Annotated in this window: 22 protein-coding genes; 8 read left to right on the top strand and 14 right to left on the bottom strand. The window is 70.6% G+C overall.

What is annotated here, in order from left to right:
• Positions 1-118 precede the first annotated feature (118 nt).
• Positions 119-1,426: an amidohydrolase family protein gene (locus tag IB242_RS07690; RefSeq protein ID WP_192277852.1), complete on the top strand. Its 1,308-nt coding sequence runs from the start codon at positions 119-121 to the stop codon at positions 1,424-1,426.
• A 283-nt stretch (positions 1,427-1,709) separates the two neighbouring features.
• Here the strand turns inward: IB242_RS07690 and IB242_RS07685 are convergent, their stop codons facing one another.
• The 4 genes from IB242_RS07685 to IB242_RS07670 all read right to left on the bottom strand — a co-directional run bounded on the left by IB242_RS07685 (position 1,710) and on the right by IB242_RS07670 (position 3,599).
• Positions 1,710-2,330: a DUF998 domain-containing protein gene (locus IB242_RS07685; RefSeq protein ID WP_192277850.1), complete on the bottom strand. Its 621-nt coding sequence runs from the start codon at positions 2,328-2,330 to the stop codon at positions 1,710-1,712.
• 116 nt (positions 2,331-2,446) lie between these two features.
• Positions 2,447-2,662 (bottom strand): helix-turn-helix transcriptional regulator, encoded by a 216-nt coding sequence (locus IB242_RS07680; RefSeq protein WP_192277848.1) that lies wholly within the window; start codon positions 2,660-2,662, stop codon positions 2,447-2,449.
• On the bottom strand, positions 2,659-3,108 hold the full coding sequence (locus IB242_RS07675; protein WP_192277846.1) for a hypothetical protein: 450 nt from the start codon (positions 3,106-3,108) through the stop codon (positions 2,659-2,661). Before IB242_RS07675 ends, IB242_RS07680 begins: the two co-directional genes overlap by 4 nt.
• Before the next feature lie 41 nt (positions 3,109-3,149).
• Positions 3,150-3,599 (bottom strand): hypothetical protein, encoded by a 450-nt coding sequence (locus tag IB242_RS07670; RefSeq protein WP_192277844.1) that lies wholly within the window; start codon positions 3,597-3,599, stop codon positions 3,150-3,152.
• Between the two features lie 245 nt (positions 3,600-3,844).
• Here IB242_RS07670 and trxA point away from each other — a divergent pair, with 245 nt between their 5' ends.
• Complete coding sequence (gene trxA / locus IB242_RS07665) at positions 3,845-4,705, top strand: thioredoxin (protein WP_192277842.1); 861 nt, start codon at positions 3,845-3,847, stop codon at positions 4,703-4,705.
• Positions 4,706-5,200: 495 nt separating this feature from the next.
• Here the strand turns inward: trxA and IB242_RS07660 are convergent, their stop codons facing one another.
• The 5 genes from IB242_RS07660 to IB242_RS07640 all read right to left on the bottom strand — a co-directional run bounded on the left by IB242_RS07660 (position 5,201) and on the right by IB242_RS07640 (position 10,746).
• Positions 5,201-5,977: a LytTR family DNA-binding domain-containing protein gene (locus tag IB242_RS07660; protein ID WP_192277841.1), complete on the bottom strand. Its 777-nt coding sequence runs from the start codon at positions 5,975-5,977 to the stop codon at positions 5,201-5,203.
• Entirely contained in the window at positions 5,974-7,239 is a 1,266-nt protein-coding gene (locus tag IB242_RS07655; protein WP_343237108.1) for a histidine kinase, read from the bottom strand. The genes IB242_RS07660 and IB242_RS07655 overlap by 4 nt, the downstream gene beginning before the upstream one ends.
• Complete coding sequence (locus IB242_RS07650) at positions 7,232-7,438, bottom strand: hypothetical protein (protein WP_192277839.1); 207 nt, start codon at positions 7,436-7,438, stop codon at positions 7,232-7,234. Before IB242_RS07650 ends, IB242_RS07655 begins: the two co-directional genes overlap by 8 nt.
• Before the next feature lie 77 nt (positions 7,439-7,515).
• Positions 7,516-9,156, bottom strand: coding sequence for a serine hydrolase domain-containing protein (locus IB242_RS07645; RefSeq protein ID WP_192277837.1), 1,641 nt, complete (start codon positions 9,154-9,156; stop codon positions 7,516-7,518).
• 312 nt (positions 9,157-9,468) lie between these two features.
• Positions 9,469-10,746, bottom strand: coding sequence for a formimidoylglutamate deiminase (locus tag IB242_RS07640; protein ID WP_225540336.1), 1,278 nt, complete (start codon positions 10,744-10,746; stop codon positions 9,469-9,471).
• Positions 10,747-10,806: 60 nt separating this feature from the next.
• On the opposite strand from IB242_RS07640, the gene IB242_RS07635 reads away from it, so the two are divergent.
• Both IB242_RS07635 and hutI read left to right on the top strand, forming a co-directional pair.
• Entirely contained in the window at positions 10,807-10,974 is a 168-nt protein-coding gene (locus IB242_RS07635) for a hypothetical protein (RefSeq protein ID WP_192277833.1), read from the top strand.
• On the top strand, positions 10,967-12,187 hold the full coding sequence (hutI, locus tag IB242_RS07630; RefSeq protein ID WP_192277831.1) for an imidazolonepropionase: 1,221 nt from the start codon (positions 10,967-10,969) through the stop codon (positions 12,185-12,187). The genes IB242_RS07635 and hutI overlap by 8 nt, the downstream gene beginning before the upstream one ends.
• Positions 12,188-12,265: 78 nt before the next feature.
• Here the strand turns inward: hutI and IB242_RS07625 are convergent, their stop codons facing one another.
• Positions 12,266-12,448 (bottom strand): 30S ribosomal protein THX, encoded by a 183-nt coding sequence (locus IB242_RS07625; RefSeq protein ID WP_192277829.1) that lies wholly within the window; start codon positions 12,446-12,448, stop codon positions 12,266-12,268.
• Positions 12,449-12,521: 73 nt separating this feature from the next.
• Entirely contained in the window at positions 12,522-12,935 is a 414-nt protein-coding gene (locus tag IB242_RS07620; RefSeq protein WP_192277827.1) for a MerC domain-containing protein, read from the bottom strand.
• Between the two features lie 87 nt (positions 12,936-13,022).
• Between IB242_RS07620 and IB242_RS07615 the strand changes: the two genes are divergently transcribed.
• The gene (locus IB242_RS07615; RefSeq protein ID WP_192277825.1) at positions 13,023-15,200 is read left to right on the top strand and encodes a TonB-dependent receptor; all 2,178 of its coding nucleotides are present in this window, start codon (positions 13,023-13,025) and stop codon (positions 15,198-15,200) included.
• 59 nt (positions 15,201-15,259) lie between these two features.
• Positions 15,260-15,619, top strand: a complete 360-nt coding sequence (locus tag IB242_RS07610) for a hypothetical protein (RefSeq protein WP_225540334.1) — start codon at positions 15,260-15,262, stop codon at positions 15,617-15,619.
• On the opposite strand, the gene IB242_RS07605 is transcribed toward IB242_RS07610, so the two are convergent.
• From IB242_RS07605 to gltX, 3 genes are all read right to left on the bottom strand, one after another.
• Positions 15,609-16,037 (bottom strand): VOC family protein, encoded by a 429-nt coding sequence (locus IB242_RS07605; protein WP_192277823.1) that lies wholly within the window; start codon positions 16,035-16,037, stop codon positions 15,609-15,611. The genes IB242_RS07610 and IB242_RS07605 overlap by 11 nt on opposite strands.
• A gap of 88 nt (positions 16,038-16,125) precedes the next feature.
• A complete protein-coding gene (locus IB242_RS07600; protein ID WP_192279203.1) occupies positions 16,126-16,641 on the bottom strand; it encodes a transcriptional repressor in 516 nt (171 codons plus the stop codon).
• Entirely contained in the window at positions 16,638-18,041 is a 1,404-nt protein-coding gene (gene gltX / locus IB242_RS07595; protein WP_192277821.1) for a glutamate--tRNA ligase, read from the bottom strand. Before gltX ends, IB242_RS07600 begins: the two co-directional genes overlap by 4 nt.
• Positions 18,042-18,163: 122 nt before the next feature.
• Here gltX and lpxH point away from each other — a divergent pair, with 122 nt between their 5' ends.
• Both lpxH and IB242_RS07585 read left to right on the top strand, forming a co-directional pair.
• Positions 18,164-18,904 carry a UDP-2,3-diacylglucosamine diphosphatase gene (lpxH, locus tag IB242_RS07590; protein ID WP_192277819.1) on the top strand — a complete coding sequence of 247 codons (741 nt, stop codon included), beginning with the start codon at positions 18,164-18,166 and terminating at the stop codon, positions 18,902-18,904.
• An 86-nt stretch (positions 18,905-18,990) separates the two neighbouring features.
• Positions 18,991-19,283 (top strand): hypothetical protein (locus tag IB242_RS07585; protein ID WP_192277817.1); only part of this gene is annotated, 293 nt, incomplete at its 3' end.

The raw sequence follows: 19,283 nt of genomic DNA, 5'->3' as shown, positions 1-19,283 counted from the left end.
ACAAAGTCGCAAAGGGTACCGCAGTGCAGCAAGCGGCTCCACCGGGCACCGCCGGACGGGAAACTCCTCGCCCGGCGCGCGCCGGCTTACCATCGGTCGATCCCATCGGAGAGACCGCATGCGCCCGACCCTGCTTCTGCTGGCCACCGCCGTCCTGGCCCCGTCCGCGGCCGCCGCCACGGGCCACGCCACCCTGCACTGCGGGGAGGTGTTCGACGCACGCAGCGGCCGCCTGATCGGCCCGCACACGCTGGTGATCGAGAACGGCAGGATCGGCCAGATCATCAGCGGCGGCCATGCCGACGTGTATGGCGTGCCCTCGGTCGACCTGCGCGGCCATACCTGCATGCCCGGCTGGACCGACCTGCACGTGCACCTGGGCAGCCAGTCCAGTCCGCAGAGCTATTCCGAGGGGTTCCGGCTGGATCCGGTCGATTACGCCTACCGCTCGGTCGGCTATGCCGAGAAGACCCTGCTGGCCGGCTTCACCAGCGTGCGCGACCTCGGCGGCGAAGTCGCCCCGCATCTGCGCGACGCCATCAACCAGGGCCTGGTGAAGGGCCCGCGGATCTTCGCCGCCGGCAAGTCGATCGCCACCACCGGGGGGCATGCCGACCCGTCCAACGGCTGGAACTCGATGCTCTCGCACCTGATGGGCCCGCCCGGCCCGACCGAGGGCGTGATCAACTCGCCCGAGGACGCGCGCCAGGCCGTGCGCCAGCGCTACAAGGACGGCAGCGACGTGATCAAGGTCACCGCCACCGGCGGCGTGCTCAGCTACGCGCGCTCAGGCGACGCACCGCAGTTCATGCAGGACGAACTGCAGGCCATCGTCCAGACCGCCGGCGACTACGGCTACACCGTGGCCGCGCACGCGCACGGCACCGAGGGCATGAAGCGCGCGGTGCTGGCCGGGGTGACCAGCATCGAGCACGGCACCTACATGGACGACGAGGTGATCCGCCTGATGAAGCAGCGCGGCACCTGGTACGTGCCGACGATCCACGCCGGCCGCTTCGTCGCCGACAAGGCGAAGATCGACGGCTACTTCCCCGAGGTCGTGCGACCCAAGGCCGCGCGCATCGGCCAGCAGATCCAGGACACCTTCGCCCGCGCCTGGCGTGGCGGGGTGAAGATCGCCTTCGGCACCGACATGGGCGTAGGACCGCACGGCGACAACGCGCGCGAGTTCCTCTACATGGTCGAAGCCGGCATGCCGGCCGCGCAGGCGCTGCAGGCCGCGACCATCCACGCAGCCGAGGTGCTGGGCGTGGACGACCAGGGCACGCTGGAAAGCGGCAAGCGCGCCGACGTGATCGCGGTGGCCGGCAATCCGCTGGAGGACATCAACGTGGTGATGGACGTGGCCTTCGTGATGAAGGACGGCGTGATCCACAAGCAGCCCGGCGTTGCCGCCGCACCCTGAAGCATCCACGCAGGGACCGCTGCCAGGCCCCCCGCGCATGTCCGCGTACGACCGGACACGCGGAGCGCTGCCGGCCGCACAGTGCGCGGCAGGCAACCCGCATCACGAAGGCGTCCCATGATGTTCCGGGCGGCGCGGGTGCGGGCGTCGCCGCCACCGGGCCGGACCCCGCAGCGGCGCACGGCGACGCAGACCGCATCGCAGCCACACGCGCTATGGGACGCTGTCGATCCGGCAGTGTCCCCGGGCGATCTGCGGCGTTCCCCTCACGCCGCTGCCGGCGTCACGCGCTGGCAGGTACCACGCGGCCAGCGACGACGGCGGCATGCAGGTTCCAGCCCAGCCAGGCCGCGCAGGCAAGACGCTGGGCGATGGCCGCTCCGATCCAGCCGCTGGTCAGGAAGCCACAGGCGACCAGCAGCAATGCCGCGACCACGCCGACCAGCGCCAGCGCGCGCCAGTCCGCAAAGCGGCGCGTCCCGGCTGCGAGCAGCAGCGCGCCCAGCGGAAATGCCAGTGCCCAGAGCAGCCAGGCGGTGGCGTGGTACCCGCTGCGGCCACTGTCGAGCGACTCCAGATCCAGCGGCAACAGCCCCTGCGCCGCGAACGCCAGCGCCGCGAGCAGGATCAACTGCGCGCCGATGCGGGCGGGCAGCGCCGCGGCCGGGGGCAGCCGCCCACGCAGCACCAGTGCCACCCACGCACCTGCCAGGCCCGGGCCGACGAAGGCGAACAGGCCGAACACGCGCCCGTGCGGCGCCTGCAGCGCGCCCAGCATCGCCAGTGGATGGCGCAGGTGCGAGTAGCCCTCGATGGCCAGCCCGGCGAACAGCGACGCGGCCACGAACGACAGCAGCCCCGCCAGCATGGCCAGTGCGGTGATGGAAATGGAACGGGGGGACATGCCTGCTCCGCGCGTGGGGATCGGCCGCCGCCGGAACACCGGCAGCGGCCGCGCATGATCCCCCAGCGGTGCCGGACGCGGCAACGTCCGGCGCGGAGCGACGAAGCACACAGGCGCTACGGCCGCTGCCAGTGGAACACGTCCTCGACGCCGACCCCGAAGGTGCGGGCGATGCGGAAGGCCAGTTCCAGCGACGGCGCATAGCGGCCGGCCTCCAGCGCGATGATGGTCTGCCGGGTGACGCCGCAGGCATCGGCCAGCGCCTGCTGGGTCATCTCGCCACGCTCGAAACGCCAGCGGCGGATGTCGTTGCCGATTGGCGTCCCCGTCACTGCCGCTGCTGCCGGTAACGCCAGAGCACCATCGCATGCCCGGCCAGGTTGGCAACCATCAGCCCGACCAGCATCACCCCGCCAAGACGCGCACCGGACAGCATCGGCAACTGCGGCGACCCGACCGTGACCGCAGCGGCCAGCAGCACCGTCCAGCACGACGCCGAAATGCGGAACGCGCGATCGCCCGAGGCAAGGATCGCCTGATCACGCTCGTCCTCCATCGCTTCGTTACGCCGCTGCCAGTCGTAGAACGCACGCTTCCGGAAGAAGCAGGACAGGCCAAGCACACCAGCGATGCAGGCGAAACGAAAAGCCTGCGAGAACGCGTTGGTCGACTCCGGCACGATCAACATCATCGTGCCGACCAGAATCAGGCTGGAAAACAGGATCAACGCATTGCGCGCGTAGCGTTCATTGGGCGACGCAAGCACGGTGTTGGCCATCTGCGACCTCCCCGCCGCACTCCCTGTCGATCCACGCAGCGTCATACACGATCCCTCACGTAATGCCAGACGCCGACCGCCGAATGCACGGTCAGCGATGCCAGCAGCATCAGCATCACCATGCTCTCAAGCCATGCCGCCGGACGCGATGCGATCGCATCGCGCCAGCCGTCCAGACCGAGCAGTGTGGCCCCGACCAGCAGCATCAGGAGCAGCGCCATGTAGCCCGCCTGCATGCGCCGGGCCGCGATCGCCCGGTCGCGCTCGTCCGCGAGCGGCGTCGTATCGCGCCGCCGGAGCAGCAGCCAGGCCACGACGAAGACGATCAGGCCGCGGCTGGCATGGCGCGCGGTATCGCCGTCGACGCCGGCGCCATCACCGGTGAACAGGCGCAGCGCCAGATACACGCTGCCGATGCCGCACAGCGCCAGCGCGAGCCAGCTCAACGCCTCCTGCTTGCTCATCGCGAACGGCAGCGGACGCGCGTTCATGCCGCACCCCGGCCGTGCATCCGCCCCGTGGCGCATGCAGGGCGTCCGTCGCCTGCCCGCAGGATGAGCGGATGGGTCGGCTTCGGAGGGCCACCGCGCTGCAGCATCCCCATGTCAACTTCTCCAGACGAAATGTAAAAAGAACTTTACTTACGTCTCAAGCGATGTCAACTATTCTTTACATCAACTTGTATCCTCCGCCTGCAGTCACCATCTCCACGCCACACACGGAACCGGCCTGATCAATGAGCGAACTTCCCCACGTCATCGATGTCACCACCGCCACCTTCGAGACCGAGGTCCTGCAGCAGTCGATGCAGACACCGGTACTGGTCGACTTCTGGGCGACCTGGTGCGGCCCGTGCAAATCGCTGACTCCGCTGCTGGAGAAGCTCGCCGCCGACTACAACGGCGCGTTCATCCTGGCCAAGGTCGACGTGGACAAGGAGCAGCAGATCGCGGCGGCGTTCCAGATCCGCTCGGTGCCGACCGTGTTCCTGCTGATCGGCGGCCAGCCGGTCGATGCGTTCCAGGGCGCGCTGCCGGAAGGCCAGCTGCGCCAGTTCCTGACCCAGCACGGGGTGGAGCCGGCGGCACCGGCCGACGAAGCGGTCGAGACGGACGCCGCGCCGCTGGATCCGCAGCAGGAGGCCGCACGCCTGCGCGAGGCCATTGCCGCCGAACCGGACAAGGACGAGCTGAAGCTCGACCTCGCCCTGGCCCTGCTGCGCACCGGCGACACCGCCGAAGCCGAGCAGCTGCTCGACGCGCTGCCGGCCAACCTGGCTACCGACGACCGCGCGGTGCGCGCCCGCGCACGCCTGGGCTTCGCCGCGCTGCTGAAGGACGCGCCGGCGCCGGCCGCGCTGGAACAGGCGCTCGCCGTCGATGCAGGCGACCTGCGCGCCCGCCATCTGCTGGCCGTGCACCACATCGTCGGCGGCGATGCCGCGGCCGGCCTGGAGCACCTGATCGAGCTGCTGCGCCGCGACCGCACGTTCGAGGACGGCCTGCCGAAGAAGGCGCTGATCGACGCGTTCCGCATCGTCGAGGACGAGGATCTGGTCGGCCAGTACCGCAGGAAGATGGCCTCGCTGCTGTTCTGAGGGGCCAGAGGCCGCCAAGTGGCCTCTTCACCACGGTCGCCGCTGAGCGGCGACCGTGCGCGCTGGCTGGCAAAGCTGCACCGGGCCTGGAGCAGCGCACTCCGCGCGTCACCCGGCATTCCATCGCTGACGGGGTTGCCTGCGGCCGGCAGTGATCCCTGCCGGCCGATCCGTCGACGACCATGACGGTGGACTCGATCGGCGCGCTGCAGCAGAGCGCGGAGTCGGCGCTCCAGCTGACGCTGTCGGGATGGCGCGGCCTCATCCGTGCCTGCCATCGCTTGGTGGCGGCCAATGCGCTGCCGAACATGGCAGCAGGCCTGAAGCGATCACCTGGGCAGCGTCGCGGCCTTCGCGCCGGTCGCGCACCCTTCGACGTGGACGTGCACGCGACCGTGCCGGCTTCAACGCAACCGATGCCTCAGTGCGTGCGACAGCCGCCACCACTTGCCTGCAAGGGCATGCGGCGCACCGACCGGGCGCGTGTCCGCTGCCCTACATGCCCTTGAAGCGATGCAGGAAGGCACCGCTGACCGGCAGCGCCTCATCGCGGCCTTTCAGGTGCAGCGCATGCCGGCCCAGGTCGTTGCGACGCAGGCGCTCGATCGCCGCCACGCGCACCACCACGCCACGCTGGACCTGCCAGAACACGTCCGGATCGAGTCCAGCCAGCAGTTCCTTCAGCGGCGTGCGGATGATCGCCTCGTCGTCGGCGGTGACCACCCGCACGTACTTTTCCTGCGCCTGGAAGTACAGCACCTCGTCGATACCGATCATGCGCACGCTGTCGCCGACGCTGGCGCTGATCCAGCGGATCAGCCGGTCGCCGCGGGGGCGCAGGCGCTGTTCGAGATCGTCGACCAGCGCACGCAGGTCCGGGCGCGATGCATCGGCCAGGCGTGCGCGCAGCCGCTCCACCGCCTGCTGCAGCCGGTCCCGGCGCACCGGCTTGAGCAGGTAGTCGGCGGCACCGGCATCGAAGGCGCGCAGCGCGTAATCGTCGTAGGCGGTGGTGAACACCACCAGCGCGCCCTGCGCGACCGCCTCCCGTGCGACATCCAGCCCACCGACGCCCGGCATGCGGATGTCGAGGAACGCCACTTGCGGGCGATGCGTGCGCAAGGCATCGATGGCGGACAGTCCGTCCTCGCAGGCGGCCACGACCTCCAGCTCCGGCCAGGCGTCGGCCAGCAGATCCAGCAGTTCGGCGCGCTGCGGCGCCTCGTCCTCGGCCACCAGGCAGGTGACCGTCGGCGTCGTTTCGATGCTCATCCTTGCTTCTCCGCGGCGTCGCCGTCGTCCGCGGCGAGCGGCAGCTCGATCCGCGCGACCACACCGCGGCCGGCACGCGGCTGCAGGCTCAGCGACGCACGCGCACCGAAGCGCTGCGCCAACTGCTCGCGCACATTGGCCAGGCCCATGCCGCTGCCCAGGCCCGGCTTGAGGCCGGCGCCATCGTCCACCACGTCCACCCGCAGGCGCGCGTCCTCCGCGGCGACCAGCAGATCGACGTGCCCGGCGCCGGGCTGCGGCTCGATCCCGTGCTTGATCGCATTCTCCACCAGGGTGATCAGCAGCGACGGCGGAAACGGCTGCGCCCGCAGGCGTGCGTCCGCCTGCACGCTCCAGTGCAGGCGCCCGCCCATGCGCACCTCCATCAGCGCCAGGTAGCGCGCACACAGGTCCAGCTGTTCGCCCAGGGTCGAATGCAGGGCGGCATCGCCCTCGCCTTCGCGCAGGCGCGGGATCGTCGCACGCAGGAACTCGACCAGCGCATCCAGCGTCTTCTCCGCCTGCGCCGGATCGCGCCGCACCAGCGCGCGCACCGAAGCCAGGGTGTTGAACAGGAAGTGCGGCTCGACCTGGGCCTGCAGCACGCCCAACCGCAGGTCGGCATCGCGCGCCTGTTGCCGCACGGCCGCCAGTTCCTGGCCATGCCGGTGCGCGTGCCAGCGGGCGCGCTCGCTGAAGTACGCGCGCAGCGCCAGGCCGCCGCCGAACAGGCCGTAGATGACGATCAGCGCGACCAGGTTCACCGCCAGCGTCAGCGCCTTCGCCAATGCGCCCAGCTCCGGCGGCTTCGGCACCATGCCCATCTCGGACAGGCCCGGCAGGATCAGGCTGGAGATGTAGGCCGATGCGATCCGGTCGGCGAAGAAGCTGGCGACGATGCCGACCAGTACCGCCGCCACCACCGCCTTGCGCTCGATGTGCCCGGGCCAGCGCCGATAGCGCACCGCCGTCGCCAGGGCCGGCCCGGTCGTGGCCATCAGGCTGAACGCGACGAACTGGATCAGGCCGATCTTCAGGCCGACGCCGACGTCGCGCACGCTGAGCCCGCTGCCGGCGCCGATCAGGGCCGCAACGAGCGCGATGATGCTGCAGAACACCAGGCTGCGCCCGATCAGCCAGCGCAGGCTGAAGACCGGGTACTGGCGGTAGCGGCTCCACGGCATGCTGCCGCCGAGCAGGACTTCGGGCGGCAGCTGCTGGTGCAGCGGATAATCCGCTGCCTGATGCGGGTGGTCAGCCACGGTTCGTCTCCGTCAGGTCGTGAGCGTGCATCGCGATCGACACACACGGCAGGCCGGCCACGCGCGCCCGCCGCGCGAACGCGGGCGCTGCGCCGCCGGCAGACAGCGAGCCCAGGCGCAGCCGCGTCGCCAGCCGGGCATCTTCGGTGCGCGGCGCCGGCAGGCGCGGAAACGGGTCGTGACGGGAACGGCGTTGCATCGATGCGCTCATCGATCGGCGGTCGCATGCGGAGACGCATGCATCGGGCGAGACCGGGCGCAGCGCGGACACCGCCCTCACCGCTGCCGCGCTCCACGCAGTACCTGGCCGCCCTGGTGCAGTTCCAGCGACTGCACGTTGCCGGCCGCGTCGCGCGCGAAGCGCAGTTCGATCCCGAACGCGGGCGCCTCGAAGGTGTCGGCACCGCTGGCGGTCAGCGGGAACGCGCCCTGTCCGGTCGCCTGCGCCTGCAGCACGCCGCCCTGCTCGCGCACGCTGAGCACGAAGCCCGGCATCAGCGGGTACTCGCCGGCGTAGGCCTGCAGCGCCGCGGCATCGGGCGCCGGCGCGGCCGGCCTGGCCGCATCGAGACGTGTCGCCGGCATCACCGCGCCCATCTGGTGCCAGGCGAACACGTAGCTGCCGTCGGCCTTGCGCTGCGGACGCAGGATCGCGTCGAGCTGCAGCGGATGGAAATCGCCGGCATCGTCGTAGGCAAGCGCGAACTCCGGCTGCCCATCCGCCTGCGCGAACAGCGCGCCGTCGCGGACCCGCAACGTCATCGCCATCGCGCCCTGCAGCTGGTAGTCGCCGGCCAGCGCCTGCAACAGGTCTGTCGGCGCCGACACGGGATGGCGCGGCTTGCCCAGCGGGAGCGAGGCGTCGACCAGATGCAGGCCGAGGCTGCCCAGGCCGCCGATCGAATTCCACGTGGTGTCGGACAGGATCACCACGCCGCGCTGGCGCTGTGGATCGACCGACACGAACGAGGAGAATCCACCGGTGCCGCCCTCGTGCATCAGCACGGTGCGGCCTGCGACGGGCACCAGCATCCAGTTCATCGCCATCGCCGGCTGCTGCGACACCGGCTGCTGGCTCAGCGCGATCGCCGCGGCCAGCGGTTCCGGCGCACCGCCGAGCTGGCCGCGGACGTAGCCGACCATGTCGTCGAGCGTGGCCCGCACGCCGCCGACGCCGGCCAGATCGGTGGCGAAGCGCCACGCCGGCACCGGCTGCCGGTTCGGCGCATGCCCCTGGGCGGCACGGACGCCGGCCGGCGCCTGGTTCACGTAGGCGTGCTGCATGTCGAGCGGCGCGAACAGCTGCTTGCGCAGCAGTGCCTCGAGATCGCTGCCGGCACGGCGCGCGACCGCATACGACAGCACCATCGAGGCGAAGTTCGAATACTCGAACCGGCTGCCCGGCGCGCGCGTCAGCGTCACATCGCCGAGCGAGGCCAGCAGCGCCTCGGCATCGAGGTTGGCATACGGATCATCCATCGAGGTCGCACCCAGCCGCGACGGCAGGGCCGGCAGGCCGGAGGTGTGGGTGACCACGTGCCGCAGCAGGATCGGCTGACCGTCGAACGCGGGCAGCGTCGTGCCCGGCGGCAGCCAGTCGGCCAGCGGATCGTCCAGCGCGCCCTTGCCCTGGTCGATCATCTCTGCCAGCAGGGCCGCGGTCATCGTCTTGCTGACCGAGCCGATCTCGAAGGCCCGGTCGGGGCCGATGCGCTCGCGTGCAGCGGCATCGGCGCAGCTGTAGCTGCGTGCCACCCGGCCCTGCTCGATCACCGCCACGGCCATGCACGCGCCGGTGCGGTCGCCCTGCAGCCGCTGCTGGACCAGCGCCTCGAGCGTGGCATCGGTCAGCGGTGCGGCACCCGCGGTGCCGGCGACGGCGGCGAGAACCAGGCTGGCGGCGAAGCGGGTCTTCATGGTCGTGCTCCTTGGCGTTGAGCGTGCAGGCTGCCGCGTCGGGACGCCAGCCGCTGGCGCCTGCGACGAACGCCGCTCCGGCCGCGACGAATGCTGGCTGGCGGTGACCGGCGGCAGCGCTGCGCCAGTACGGCCACGGCGATGCTGCCGCTGCCCGCCATGCGGTTGGCGCTGGTGGCGGGCCGCATCAACGCCCGATCCCCTGCAGTGATGCCCGCCGTTGCCGGCGGCGGCAGCCACGGCGATCGACCGATGCCGCAACCAGGCACGGCCGCACGTTGGCAGCCGCGCCACGCAGGTGCCGGTGCGCGGTCAGACCTCGGCCAGCAGCCGCCGCATGGCCACCGCGTAGGCCGCGGCGATCGGGCCGGCTTCGGCATGGCGGCCCCCGGCGACCACCTGCCGGCCGCCGACATGCACCTCGCGCAGCAGCGGTCGGTTGCCGGAGAAGATCCAACGGTCGGCCAGATCGCCAGCGTGCGCACCGACCAGCAGCGGCGCGTCGGCATCCAGCAGCAGGCTGTCGGCCATGTCGCCGCGAAGCGAGCCGACCGCCTGGCCGGTCGCACGCGCGCCACTGGCCAGCGCGCCCTGCAGCAGGGTGTCGCCGACGCTGGGGCTGTCGGCGCGCACCGCGATGTTGCGGTGGCGGGTATGCAGGCGCTGACCGTACTCGAGCCAGCGCAGTTCCTCGACCGGCGACACCGAGATCTGCGAATCCGAGCCGACGCCCCAGGCGCCACCGGCATCGAGGTAATCGCGCAGCGGGAACAGGCCGTCGCCGAGGTTGGCCTCGGTGGTCGGGCAGATCGCCACGGTCGCGCCGCTGCGGGCGATGCCGCTGGTCTCGGCCGCGGTCAGATGGGTCGCATGCACCAGGGTCCAGCGCGCGTCGACCGGCGCGTTGTCCAGCAGCCACTCGACCGGGCGCGCATCGCGCACCGCCAGGCAGTCCTGGACTTCGCCGATCTGCTCGGCGATGTGGATGTGCAGCGGCATGTCGGCCGGCAGCGCGGCAACCACCTCGCTCATCGCCTCCGGCGGCACCGCGCGCAGGCTGTGCAGGGCCACGCCGATCCGCAGGCGCTCGTCCTCGTGTGCGCGCAGCGATGCGACCAGACGCAGGAAGCCGTCGACGTCATGGCCGAAGCGGCGCTGCCGCTCAGACAGCGGACGCCGGTCGAAACCGCCGGTCATGTACAGCACCGGCAGCAGGGTCAGGCGGATGCCGGTACGGCGCGCGGCGGCGATCAGCGCCTGCGACATCGCCGTGGGATCGGCATACGCCCGGCCATCCGGCGCATGGTGCAGGTAGTGGAACTCGCAGACCGTGGTGTAGCCGGCTTCCAGCATCTCCACGTACAACTGCTCGGCCACCGCCTGCAGCAGGTCGGGATCGAAGCGCGCGGCGATCCGGTACATGGTCTCGCGCCAGGTCCAGAACGAATCCTGCGGATGGCTCTGGCGCTCCGCCAGCCCCGCCATCGCCCGCTGGAATGCGTGCGAATGCAGGTTCGGGATGCCGGGCAGGCGCCAGCCGGCCGGCGTGCGCTGGATCGGGTCGACCAGAGGGGCGCTGGGGTCATGCATCGCGGGCGGCTCCGTGAACGAGTGCGGTAGGCTAGCGTTTCTTCGGAAACGGAACATCCCATGGACTCCTCGTCGGTTGCCATCTTCGCCGCCCTGGTCGCCGTGTTCGGCGGCATGACCACGGTCTTCACCGTGCTGCTCGCCACCCAGGTCAAGAAGAAGAAACGCGAGGAGGCCGAGAAGGCGGCGCAGGCGGCCGGCATCGGCAAGGACCTGCAGGGTGGCTGAGCGCTGGGACGGGCTGCTGCTGGGCCCGACGCTGGTCAGCCTCGCGCAGGCCGACGGCTACGGGCTGATCGAAGAAGGTGCGCTGGGCTGGCGGGACGGGATGCTGGTGCATGTCGGCACGCGCGCCTCGCTGCCCGCGTCGCCGGATGCGCTGGCAGCCGAGGTCGTGGAAGCCCGCGGCCTGGTCACGCCGGGCCTGATCGACTGCCATACCCACCTGGTGTTCGGCGGCGACCGCGCCGGCGAGTTCGAGCAGCGCCTGCAGGGCGCCAGTTACGAGGACATCGCGCGCGCCGGTGGCGGCATCGTTTCCAGCGTGCGCGCCACCCGCGCCGCCGATGAGGAGGCGCTGCTGGCGTCGGCGTTGCCGCGCGCGCGCGCACTGGTCGCCGATGGCGTGACCACGCTGGAGATCAAGTCCGGCTACGGTCTGGATCTGGACAGCGAACGGCGGATGCTGCGCGTGGCCCGGCGCATCGGCCAGGCACTGGGCATCACCGTGCGTACCACGTTCCTCGGCGCGCACGCGCTGCCACCGGAGTTCGCCGGCCGTGCCGACGCCTACATCGATGCGGTCTGCACCTGGCTGCCGCAACTGCATGCCGAGGGTCTGGTCGATGCGGTGGATGCGTTCTGCGAGCGCATCGCCTTCAGCGCCGGGCAGACCCGTCGCGTGTTCGACGCCGCGCGTGCCCTCGGCCTGCCGGTGAAGCTGCATGCCGACCAGCTCAGCGACGGTGGCGGCGCGGCGCTGGTGGCCGGCTATGCGGGCCTGTCCGCCGACCACGTGGAGCACACGCCCGAAGACGGCGTGCAGGCGATGGCCGCCGCCGGCACCGTCGCGGTGCTGCTGCCTGGCGCCTTCCACGTGCTGCGCGAAACGCAGCGGCCGCCGCTGGACGCATTCCGTGCGCACGGGGTACCGATGGCGGTCGCCACCGACTGCAACCCCGGCACCTCGCCCTTGCTGTCGCTGCGCCTGGCGATGTCGCTGGCGTGCACCCACTTCCGGTTGACGCCGGAGGAGGCCCTGCGTGGCGCCACGCTGCATGCGGCGGCGGCGCTCGGCCTGCATGACCGCGGCCGGCTGATCGTGGGCCAGCGTGCCGACTTCGCGCTGTGGGATCTGCCGCAGCCGGCCGGACTGGCCTACTGGCTGGGCGGCCAGCCACTCACCGCAAGCTGGAGCAGTGGCCGCCGGCTGGCCGGATGATCGGCACGGCCGGACGGCCGCGCAAAAAAAAACGCGGCGCCGGGCGCCGCGTTCTTTCGTCCGTTGCCGGCAGCTGGATCAGCCAGCCTTGGCGACGGCCTTCTTGGTCACGGCCTTCTTGGCCGCCGGCTTGGATGCGGTCTTCTTCGCAGCCGGTGCATCGGCACCGACAGCGGCGCGGGTCAGACCACGGCTGCGCGAGTTGCCATAGCTGGCGTTGAAGCGCTTGCCCTTGGCGGTCTTACGGTCACCCTTGCCCATACTTAACTCCTTGATTCCGTTGAACCCGTGCGGCCAATTCCGCACAACAGGCCGGGAAGCCTAGCACGCGCCCTCAGTGCGCGCAGCTGGCATCGTGAATGTGGCCATGGTTCAGCCGCAGGTTCAGCAGATGCGCCAGGCCGACCATGGTGCCGCCGAAGGTCATCGCCACCGCATGCGGGATCACCGACTCGTGCAGCGGCGCATACAGCAGGCCGGCCCACAGCGCGAGCAGGCCGGGCACCAGCACGCCCAGCGCGCGCAGGGTGCGATGGCGGCGGTAGCTCCAGCCCAGGCTGAACAGCGCCAGCAGGGTCACGAACACCACCAGCACCTGTTCGACGCTGTCGTTGAACCACAGCGACAGACCAAGCGAAGGCAGCGCCGCCAGCAGCAGCGGCGTCAGCGCGCAGTGGACGGCGCACAGCAGCGACCCGGTCGCGCCGAAGCGGTCCAGCAGGTTTCTGGGCGGGTGGGAGTGGTCCATGGCGTGCATTATGACTTCTGGGGGATACATTGTAACGTCGATATTTTATAACATTCAGACCGTCCTCATCCTCCACGGCGCTTCTGAATGTCCGTTTCCCTTCCCCGCCCCGCCCCCAGCCGCCTGGCCATCGCACTCGCCCTGGGCCTCGGCCTGCCGTTCGCGGCACTGGCGCATGAACCGACCGAGCTGTCCGCCGTCCAGGTGACCGCCTCGCCGCTGGCCGGCGATGCCGAGTCGCTCGCACGCCCGGTCGAGGTGCTGGCCGGCGACGCGCTCGATGCCGCCAAGGCCGGCACCCTGGGCGAAACCGTGGCCAAGCTGCCCGGCGTGCAGACCACCTACTTCGGCCCCGGCGTCGGCCGCCCGATCCTGCGCGGCCTCGACGGCCCACGCGTGCAGGTGCTGTCCAACGGCATCGGCAGCATGGATGCCTCCACCGTCAGCGCCGACCATGCCGCGAGCATCGAGCCGTTCCTGGCCGACCAGATCGAAGTGCTGAAGGGCCCGGCGACGCTGCTGTTCGGCAGCGGCGCGATCGGCGGCGCGGTCAACGTGGCCGACGGCCGCATCGCCCGCGACGTTCCCGACCGCCCGCTCAGCGGCCGCGCGGAAGTCCGCGGCAACAGCGTCAACGACGAACGCACCGGCATGTTCCGACTCGAAGGCGTCAGCGGCGACAACCTCGTGCTGCACGTCGACGGCCTGGTCCGCGACACCAAGGATTACGACATCCCCGGCCTGGCCAGCGCCGGACACGACGATCATGACCACGATCACGACCATGACGAGCACGCCGACGAGGACATCGCCGGCACCCTGGCCAACAGCCGGATCAAGACCCGCGCCGGCGCGGTCGGCGCGACCTGGCTGGGCGAGCGCGGCTACTTCGGCCTGTCGGCCAGCACCTACCGCACCAACTACGGCATCCCCGATGGTGCCCACGTGCACGGCGAGGACGGCCACGATCACGGGCACGACGACCACGACCACGATCACGAGGAAGAAGGCGGGCACGGCAGCGTGCGCGTGGACCTGGTCCAGAACCGCTTCGACCTGAAGGCAGGCCTCAACGAGCCGCTGTCGTTCCTGAAGAACATCAACCTGCGCGCCGGCTACAACGACTACGAGCACGTCGAGCTGGAAGGCGACGAGGTCGGCACGCGCTTCACCAGCGAAGGCTACGAGGCGCGCCTGGAGGCGGTGCAGCAGGAGATCGCCGGCTGGAACGGCGCGTTCGGCCTGCAGCTGGGCCGCGTGGACTTCGGCGCGGTCGGCGAGGAAGCGTTCGTGCCGGCCACCGTCACCGACAGCTGGGGCCTGTTCGTGCTGCAGGAAAAGCACTTCGGCCCGGTGAAGCTGGAACTGGGCGCGCGCCATGACCGGGTCGAACTGGACCCGGCCGGCGGCTACCCGGCCCGCTCCTTCGATGCCAGCAGCCTGTCGGCCGCGGCGATCTGGCAGTTGAACGACGCCTTCGACCTGCGCTTCGGCCTGGACCGCAGCGAACGCGCGCCGACCCAGGAAGAGCTGTACGCCGGCGGCATGCACGTGGCCACGCGCTCGATCGAGATCGGCGACGTCGACCTGGAGACCGAGCGCGCGCTGCGTGCCGAGATCGGCCTGCATGCGCACAACAGCTGGCTGGACGTGAAGCTGTCGCTGTACCAGAGCCGCTTCGACGACTTCATCTACCTGGCCGACACCGGCGTGGTCGAGCACGACACGCCCGTGCGCCTGTGGACCCAGGCCGACGCCACCTTCACCGGTGCCGAGGCCGAGGCCGTGCTGCACCTGGCCGACAACGCCAGCGGCGGCTGGGACCTGCGCATGTTCGCCGACACCGTCAGGGCGAAGCTGGACGGTGGCGGCAGCCGCGAGGTCGCCTTCGCCGTGCCGCACGGCGACCATGTGCACAACTACAGCGTCGAGCTGGCCAACAGCGGCTACCTGCCGCGGATCGCGCCGAGCCGCGTCGGCGCCGACCTGAACTGGACGCTGGGCGGCTTCCGTGCCTCGGTCGGTGCGGTCCGCTACGACGCGCAGGACAAGGTCGCGCAGAACGAAGAGGCCAGCCCGGGCTACACCCTGGTCGACGCGCATCTGGCGTATCGCTGGGAGCGTGCCACCGGCAACGCCTGGGAGCTGTTCCTGGACGGCAGCAACCTCGGCGACAAGGAGGTGCGTCCGCACACCTCGCTGTTGCGCGACTACGCCCCGCTCCCGGGCCGCGCTGTGGCCTTCGGCATCCGCGCCTGGTTCTGAGTTCCTCCCTCCTCGACCAGTCTGGATGGGGCGGCGCCGGCAACGGCGCCGCCTTTTTCATGTCCATCGTCCGCCCGTTGATGCTGAGCGGCATCGGGCTGTTCCTGCTGGCCACGCTGCCGCTGGCGCCGTGGCCACGCGCTGCATGGGACTTGGTCGTGGCGATCGGCCTGTGGGGCCTCTTCAGCCGCGTTCCTACCCTGCTGCAGACCGCACTGGCGCGGCGTGGCGGCGCCTCGACCGACCTCGCCCAGTCGATGCTGGTCACCGGCTGGAACCTGGCGATCGCCGGCGGCGGCCTCTGCGGTGGCATGCTGCTGGATCACCTGGGCGCGGCCAGCCTGGCCTGGACGGTGCTGCCGCTACTGCTGCTCACCACCATGCTGGCCCTGCCGGCACCGGCGGCGCTCAGAACGTGACCTTTACCGCCGGCACGTTCTGCGTCGATGCACCGTGGTACACGGCCTCGATGTTGTTGCCGTCCGGATCGAGCACGAACGCGCCGTAGTAACCGGGGTGATACGGCCGCTCGCCCGGTGCGCCGTTGTCGCGACCGCCCGCGGCCAGCGCCGCAGCGTGGAAGGCATCGACCATCGCCCGGTCGCGGGCCTGGAACGCCAGATGATGACGGCCGGTCAGCTCGCCCATCGCCGCGGCGCTGCCCGGCGTGGAGACGAACAGTTCATCGGCCCAGAAGTAGTCATCACCCTCGCCCGCCAGCGGAATGCCGAGCGTGTCGAAGACCGCCTGGTAGAAGCGCCGGCTGGCGGGCAGATCGCGCACCACCAGCTGCAGATGGTCGATCAGGCGGCCCCGGTAGAGCTCGTTGGTTTCCATTGCCTGTCCTCGCTGCGGGTTGCGCAGGTGATAGCAGCATGGCCGGCAGGTACGGGTGAAGAGCGCCCGCCCTGCACCCGTGTCGTGTTCAGGCGGCCTCGGCCGCGCACCGCGAACACAGCCCATGCACTTCCAGCGTCTGCGCCTGCGGCTGGAAGCCCAGCGCCTTGGCGCGGGCGTCGAGCTGGGCGACGACCTCGCGGTCCTCCAGCTCGACCGCGCTGTGGCACCGGTCGCAGATCAGGAACGGCACCGAATGCTGGGCGCTGTTGGGGTGGTGGCAGGCGACGAAGGCGTTGACCGACTCGAGCTTGTGCACGAAACCATTCGCCATCAGGAAGTCCAGCGCGCGGTACACGGTCGGCGGCGCATCGGCACCGGCGCCCTTGCCCTCGCGGACCTTGTCCAGCAGCTCGTAGGCCTTGACCGGCTTGCCGGCGTCGGCGATCAGGCGCAGCACGTTGGCGCGGATCGGGGTCAGCCGCAGGCCGCGCTCGGTGCAGGCACGCTCGACCGCATGCACGAACGCGTCGGCATCGTCGACGTGGTGGTGCGGATCGGTACAGGCATGCTTCTTCGCCATCGCTGGACTCCGTTCGGTCAGGCCGCTGCCACCTTGATAAGCGCCGCATCGATGCGTTTCAAGGCCTCGTCGCGGCCGGCCAGGTAGACGGTCTGCGAGATGTCGGGGCTGACCTGGGTGCCGGTGATGGCCACGCGCAGCGGCTGCGCGACCTTGCCCATGCCCAGCTCCAGTGCGGCGGCGGCGTCATGCAGCGCCTGCGACACGCCCTCGACCGTCCACGCCGGCAGCGCGGCCAGCAGTTCGCGCGACTTCGCCAGCGGCGCGTCGGCGCCGGCCTTCAGGTGCTTGGCCACGGCCGCGTCGTCGTACACGGTCAATGGCTGGTACCAGACCACCGCCTTCTCGGCCATTTCCTTCAGCGTCTGCACCCGCTCGCGCAGCGCGACCACCACGTCGGCAGGCGCCGGGCCGGCGGCCAGGTCCAGGCCCAGCTTTTCCAGCTGGTACACCAGCTGCGGGGCGATCGATTCGGGCGCGTCGGTCTTCAGGTAATGCTGGTTGACCCAGCCGAGCTTGGCCATGTCCAGGCGCGCGGCCTTGGAGTTAACGTCCTTGACGTCGAACAGCGCCACCAGCTCGTCCAGCGAGAACAGTTCCTGGTCGCCATGCGACCAGCCCAGCCGCGCCAGGTAGTTGATCAGCGCGTGCGGCAGGTAGCCGGCATCCTTGTACTGCATCACGTCGGCCGCGCCGGTGCGCTTGGAGAGCTTGGCGCCCTCTTCGTCCAGGATCATCGGCATGTGCGCGAACTTCGGCACCGGCGCGCCCAGCGCTTCGTAGATGTTGATCTGGCGCGGGGTGTTGTTGATGTGGTCGTCGCCGCGGATGACCTCGGTGATGCCCATGTCCCAGTCGTCGACGACGACAGCGAAGTTGTAGGTGGGGTAACCGTCCGGACGGAAGATCACCATGTCGTCGAGCTCGCTGTTGGCGATCTCGATGCGGCCCTTGATCAGGTCGTCGAACACCACGCTGCCATCGAGCGGATTCCTGAAGCGGATCACCCGGTTCGGGTCGTCGCGGTACGGCAGCGCCTGGTCGCGCGCGCGGCCGTCGTAGCGCGGCTTTTCCTTGGCAGCCATCGCCGCCTCGCGCATCGCGTCCAGCTCGTCCTTGGTCTCGTACGCGTAGTAAGCCTTGCCGGCGGCGAGCAGCTGCTCGGCGACCTCTTTGTATCGGGCGACGCGGTCGGTCTGGTAGACCGGGCCTTCGTCGTAGCCCAGACCCAGCCAGTCCATCGCCTCCAGGATCGCGTCGATCGCCGCCTGGGTGCTGCGCTCGCGGTCGGTGTCCTCGATCCGCAGCACGAACTCGCCGCCGCGGTGACGGGCCTCCAGCCAGCAATACAGCGCGGTGCGGGCGCCACCGATATGCAGATAGCCGGTGGGACTGGGGGCGAAGCGGGTACGGCAGCTCATGGGAAACCGGGGATCGATCACGGAAGAATCCGCCGATTCTACCGCGCCGCGCCCGGCCGCTCCCGAACACCGCGGGCGCCTGCGGGCGGACGTCACGGACGCCCGGCCCTACAATCGCGCCCATGACCACGCTGTTCGTTTCCGACCTGCACCTGGATCCGTCGCGCCCGGCGGCCACCGCCCTGTTCCTGGAGTTCCTGCAGCGCGAGGGCCCGCAGGCCGATGCGCTGTACATCCTCGGCGACCTGTTCGAAGCCTGGATCGGCGACGACGCGCCATCCGGGACCGGCGACGCGGTCGCCGCGGCGCTGCGGCCGCTGGCCGATGCCGGCGTGCCGGTGTTCTTCCAGCACGGCAACCGCGACTTCCTGCTCGGCCACGCCTGGGCCCGCCGCGCCGGCGCACGGCTGCTGCCCGACCCGGCGGTGATCTCCCTGTACGGCACCCCGGCGCTGCTGATGCACGGCGACCTGCTGTGCAGCGACGACACCGCCTACCAGGCGTTCCGTGCGCAGACCCGTGCCCCCGCGTGGCGGCAGGGTTTCCTGGCCCAGCCGCTGGAAGCGCGGCTGGCCTTCGCCGAGAAGGCGCGTGCGGCCAGCCAGTCGCGCCAGCAGGACATGAAGGCCGGCGACCGCAGCCGGTTCGAGACCGTCACCGACGTCACCCCGGCCACGGTCGAGGCGACCCTGGCCCGCTTCGGCGTCGACCTGCTGATCCACGGTCACACCCATCGCCCGGCGGTGCACACGCTGCAAGTGGGCGGCCGTACGTGCCAGCGCATCGTGCTGGGCGACTGGTACGAGCAGGGCTCTGTGCTGCGGGTCGCCGCGGACGGGATCGACCTGGCGACGATGGGCTGAACGGCATCGTGGCGCCGACGGCCGCGACTCAGCAGCCACCCGCGCGCCGCTAGACTGGCCGCTTGGCCCCCAGCAGCCCGTCGCCCGTGACCGACCGTTACCTTGACGCCAAGGCACTGGCGTTCGAAGCCCTGACCCTGTCCGTCGACGCGCGCGAGGCCTTTCTCGCACATCGTTGCGGCGACGACACCGCCCTGCGCGAGGAGGCGCGCTGGCTGATCCACGCGGCCGAAACCCTGACCAGCGAGCACTTGCTGACCGGCTGGCAGCCGACGATTCCGGACGACACGACACCCACCCTGACCGCAGGCGAGCAGATCAGCGCCGCCAGCCCCGGCCGATACCGTGTGATCCGCCAGATCGGAGAAGGCGGCATGGG

The sequence above is a fragment of the Xanthomonas sp. XNM01 genome, assembly GCF_014851915.1.
Taxonomy (GTDB): Bacteria; Pseudomonadota; Gammaproteobacteria; order Xanthomonadales; family Xanthomonadaceae; genus Pseudoxanthomonas.
Note: the sequence above shows the minus strand (reverse complement) of the source record. Positions and strands in the feature narration are given on the sequence as shown.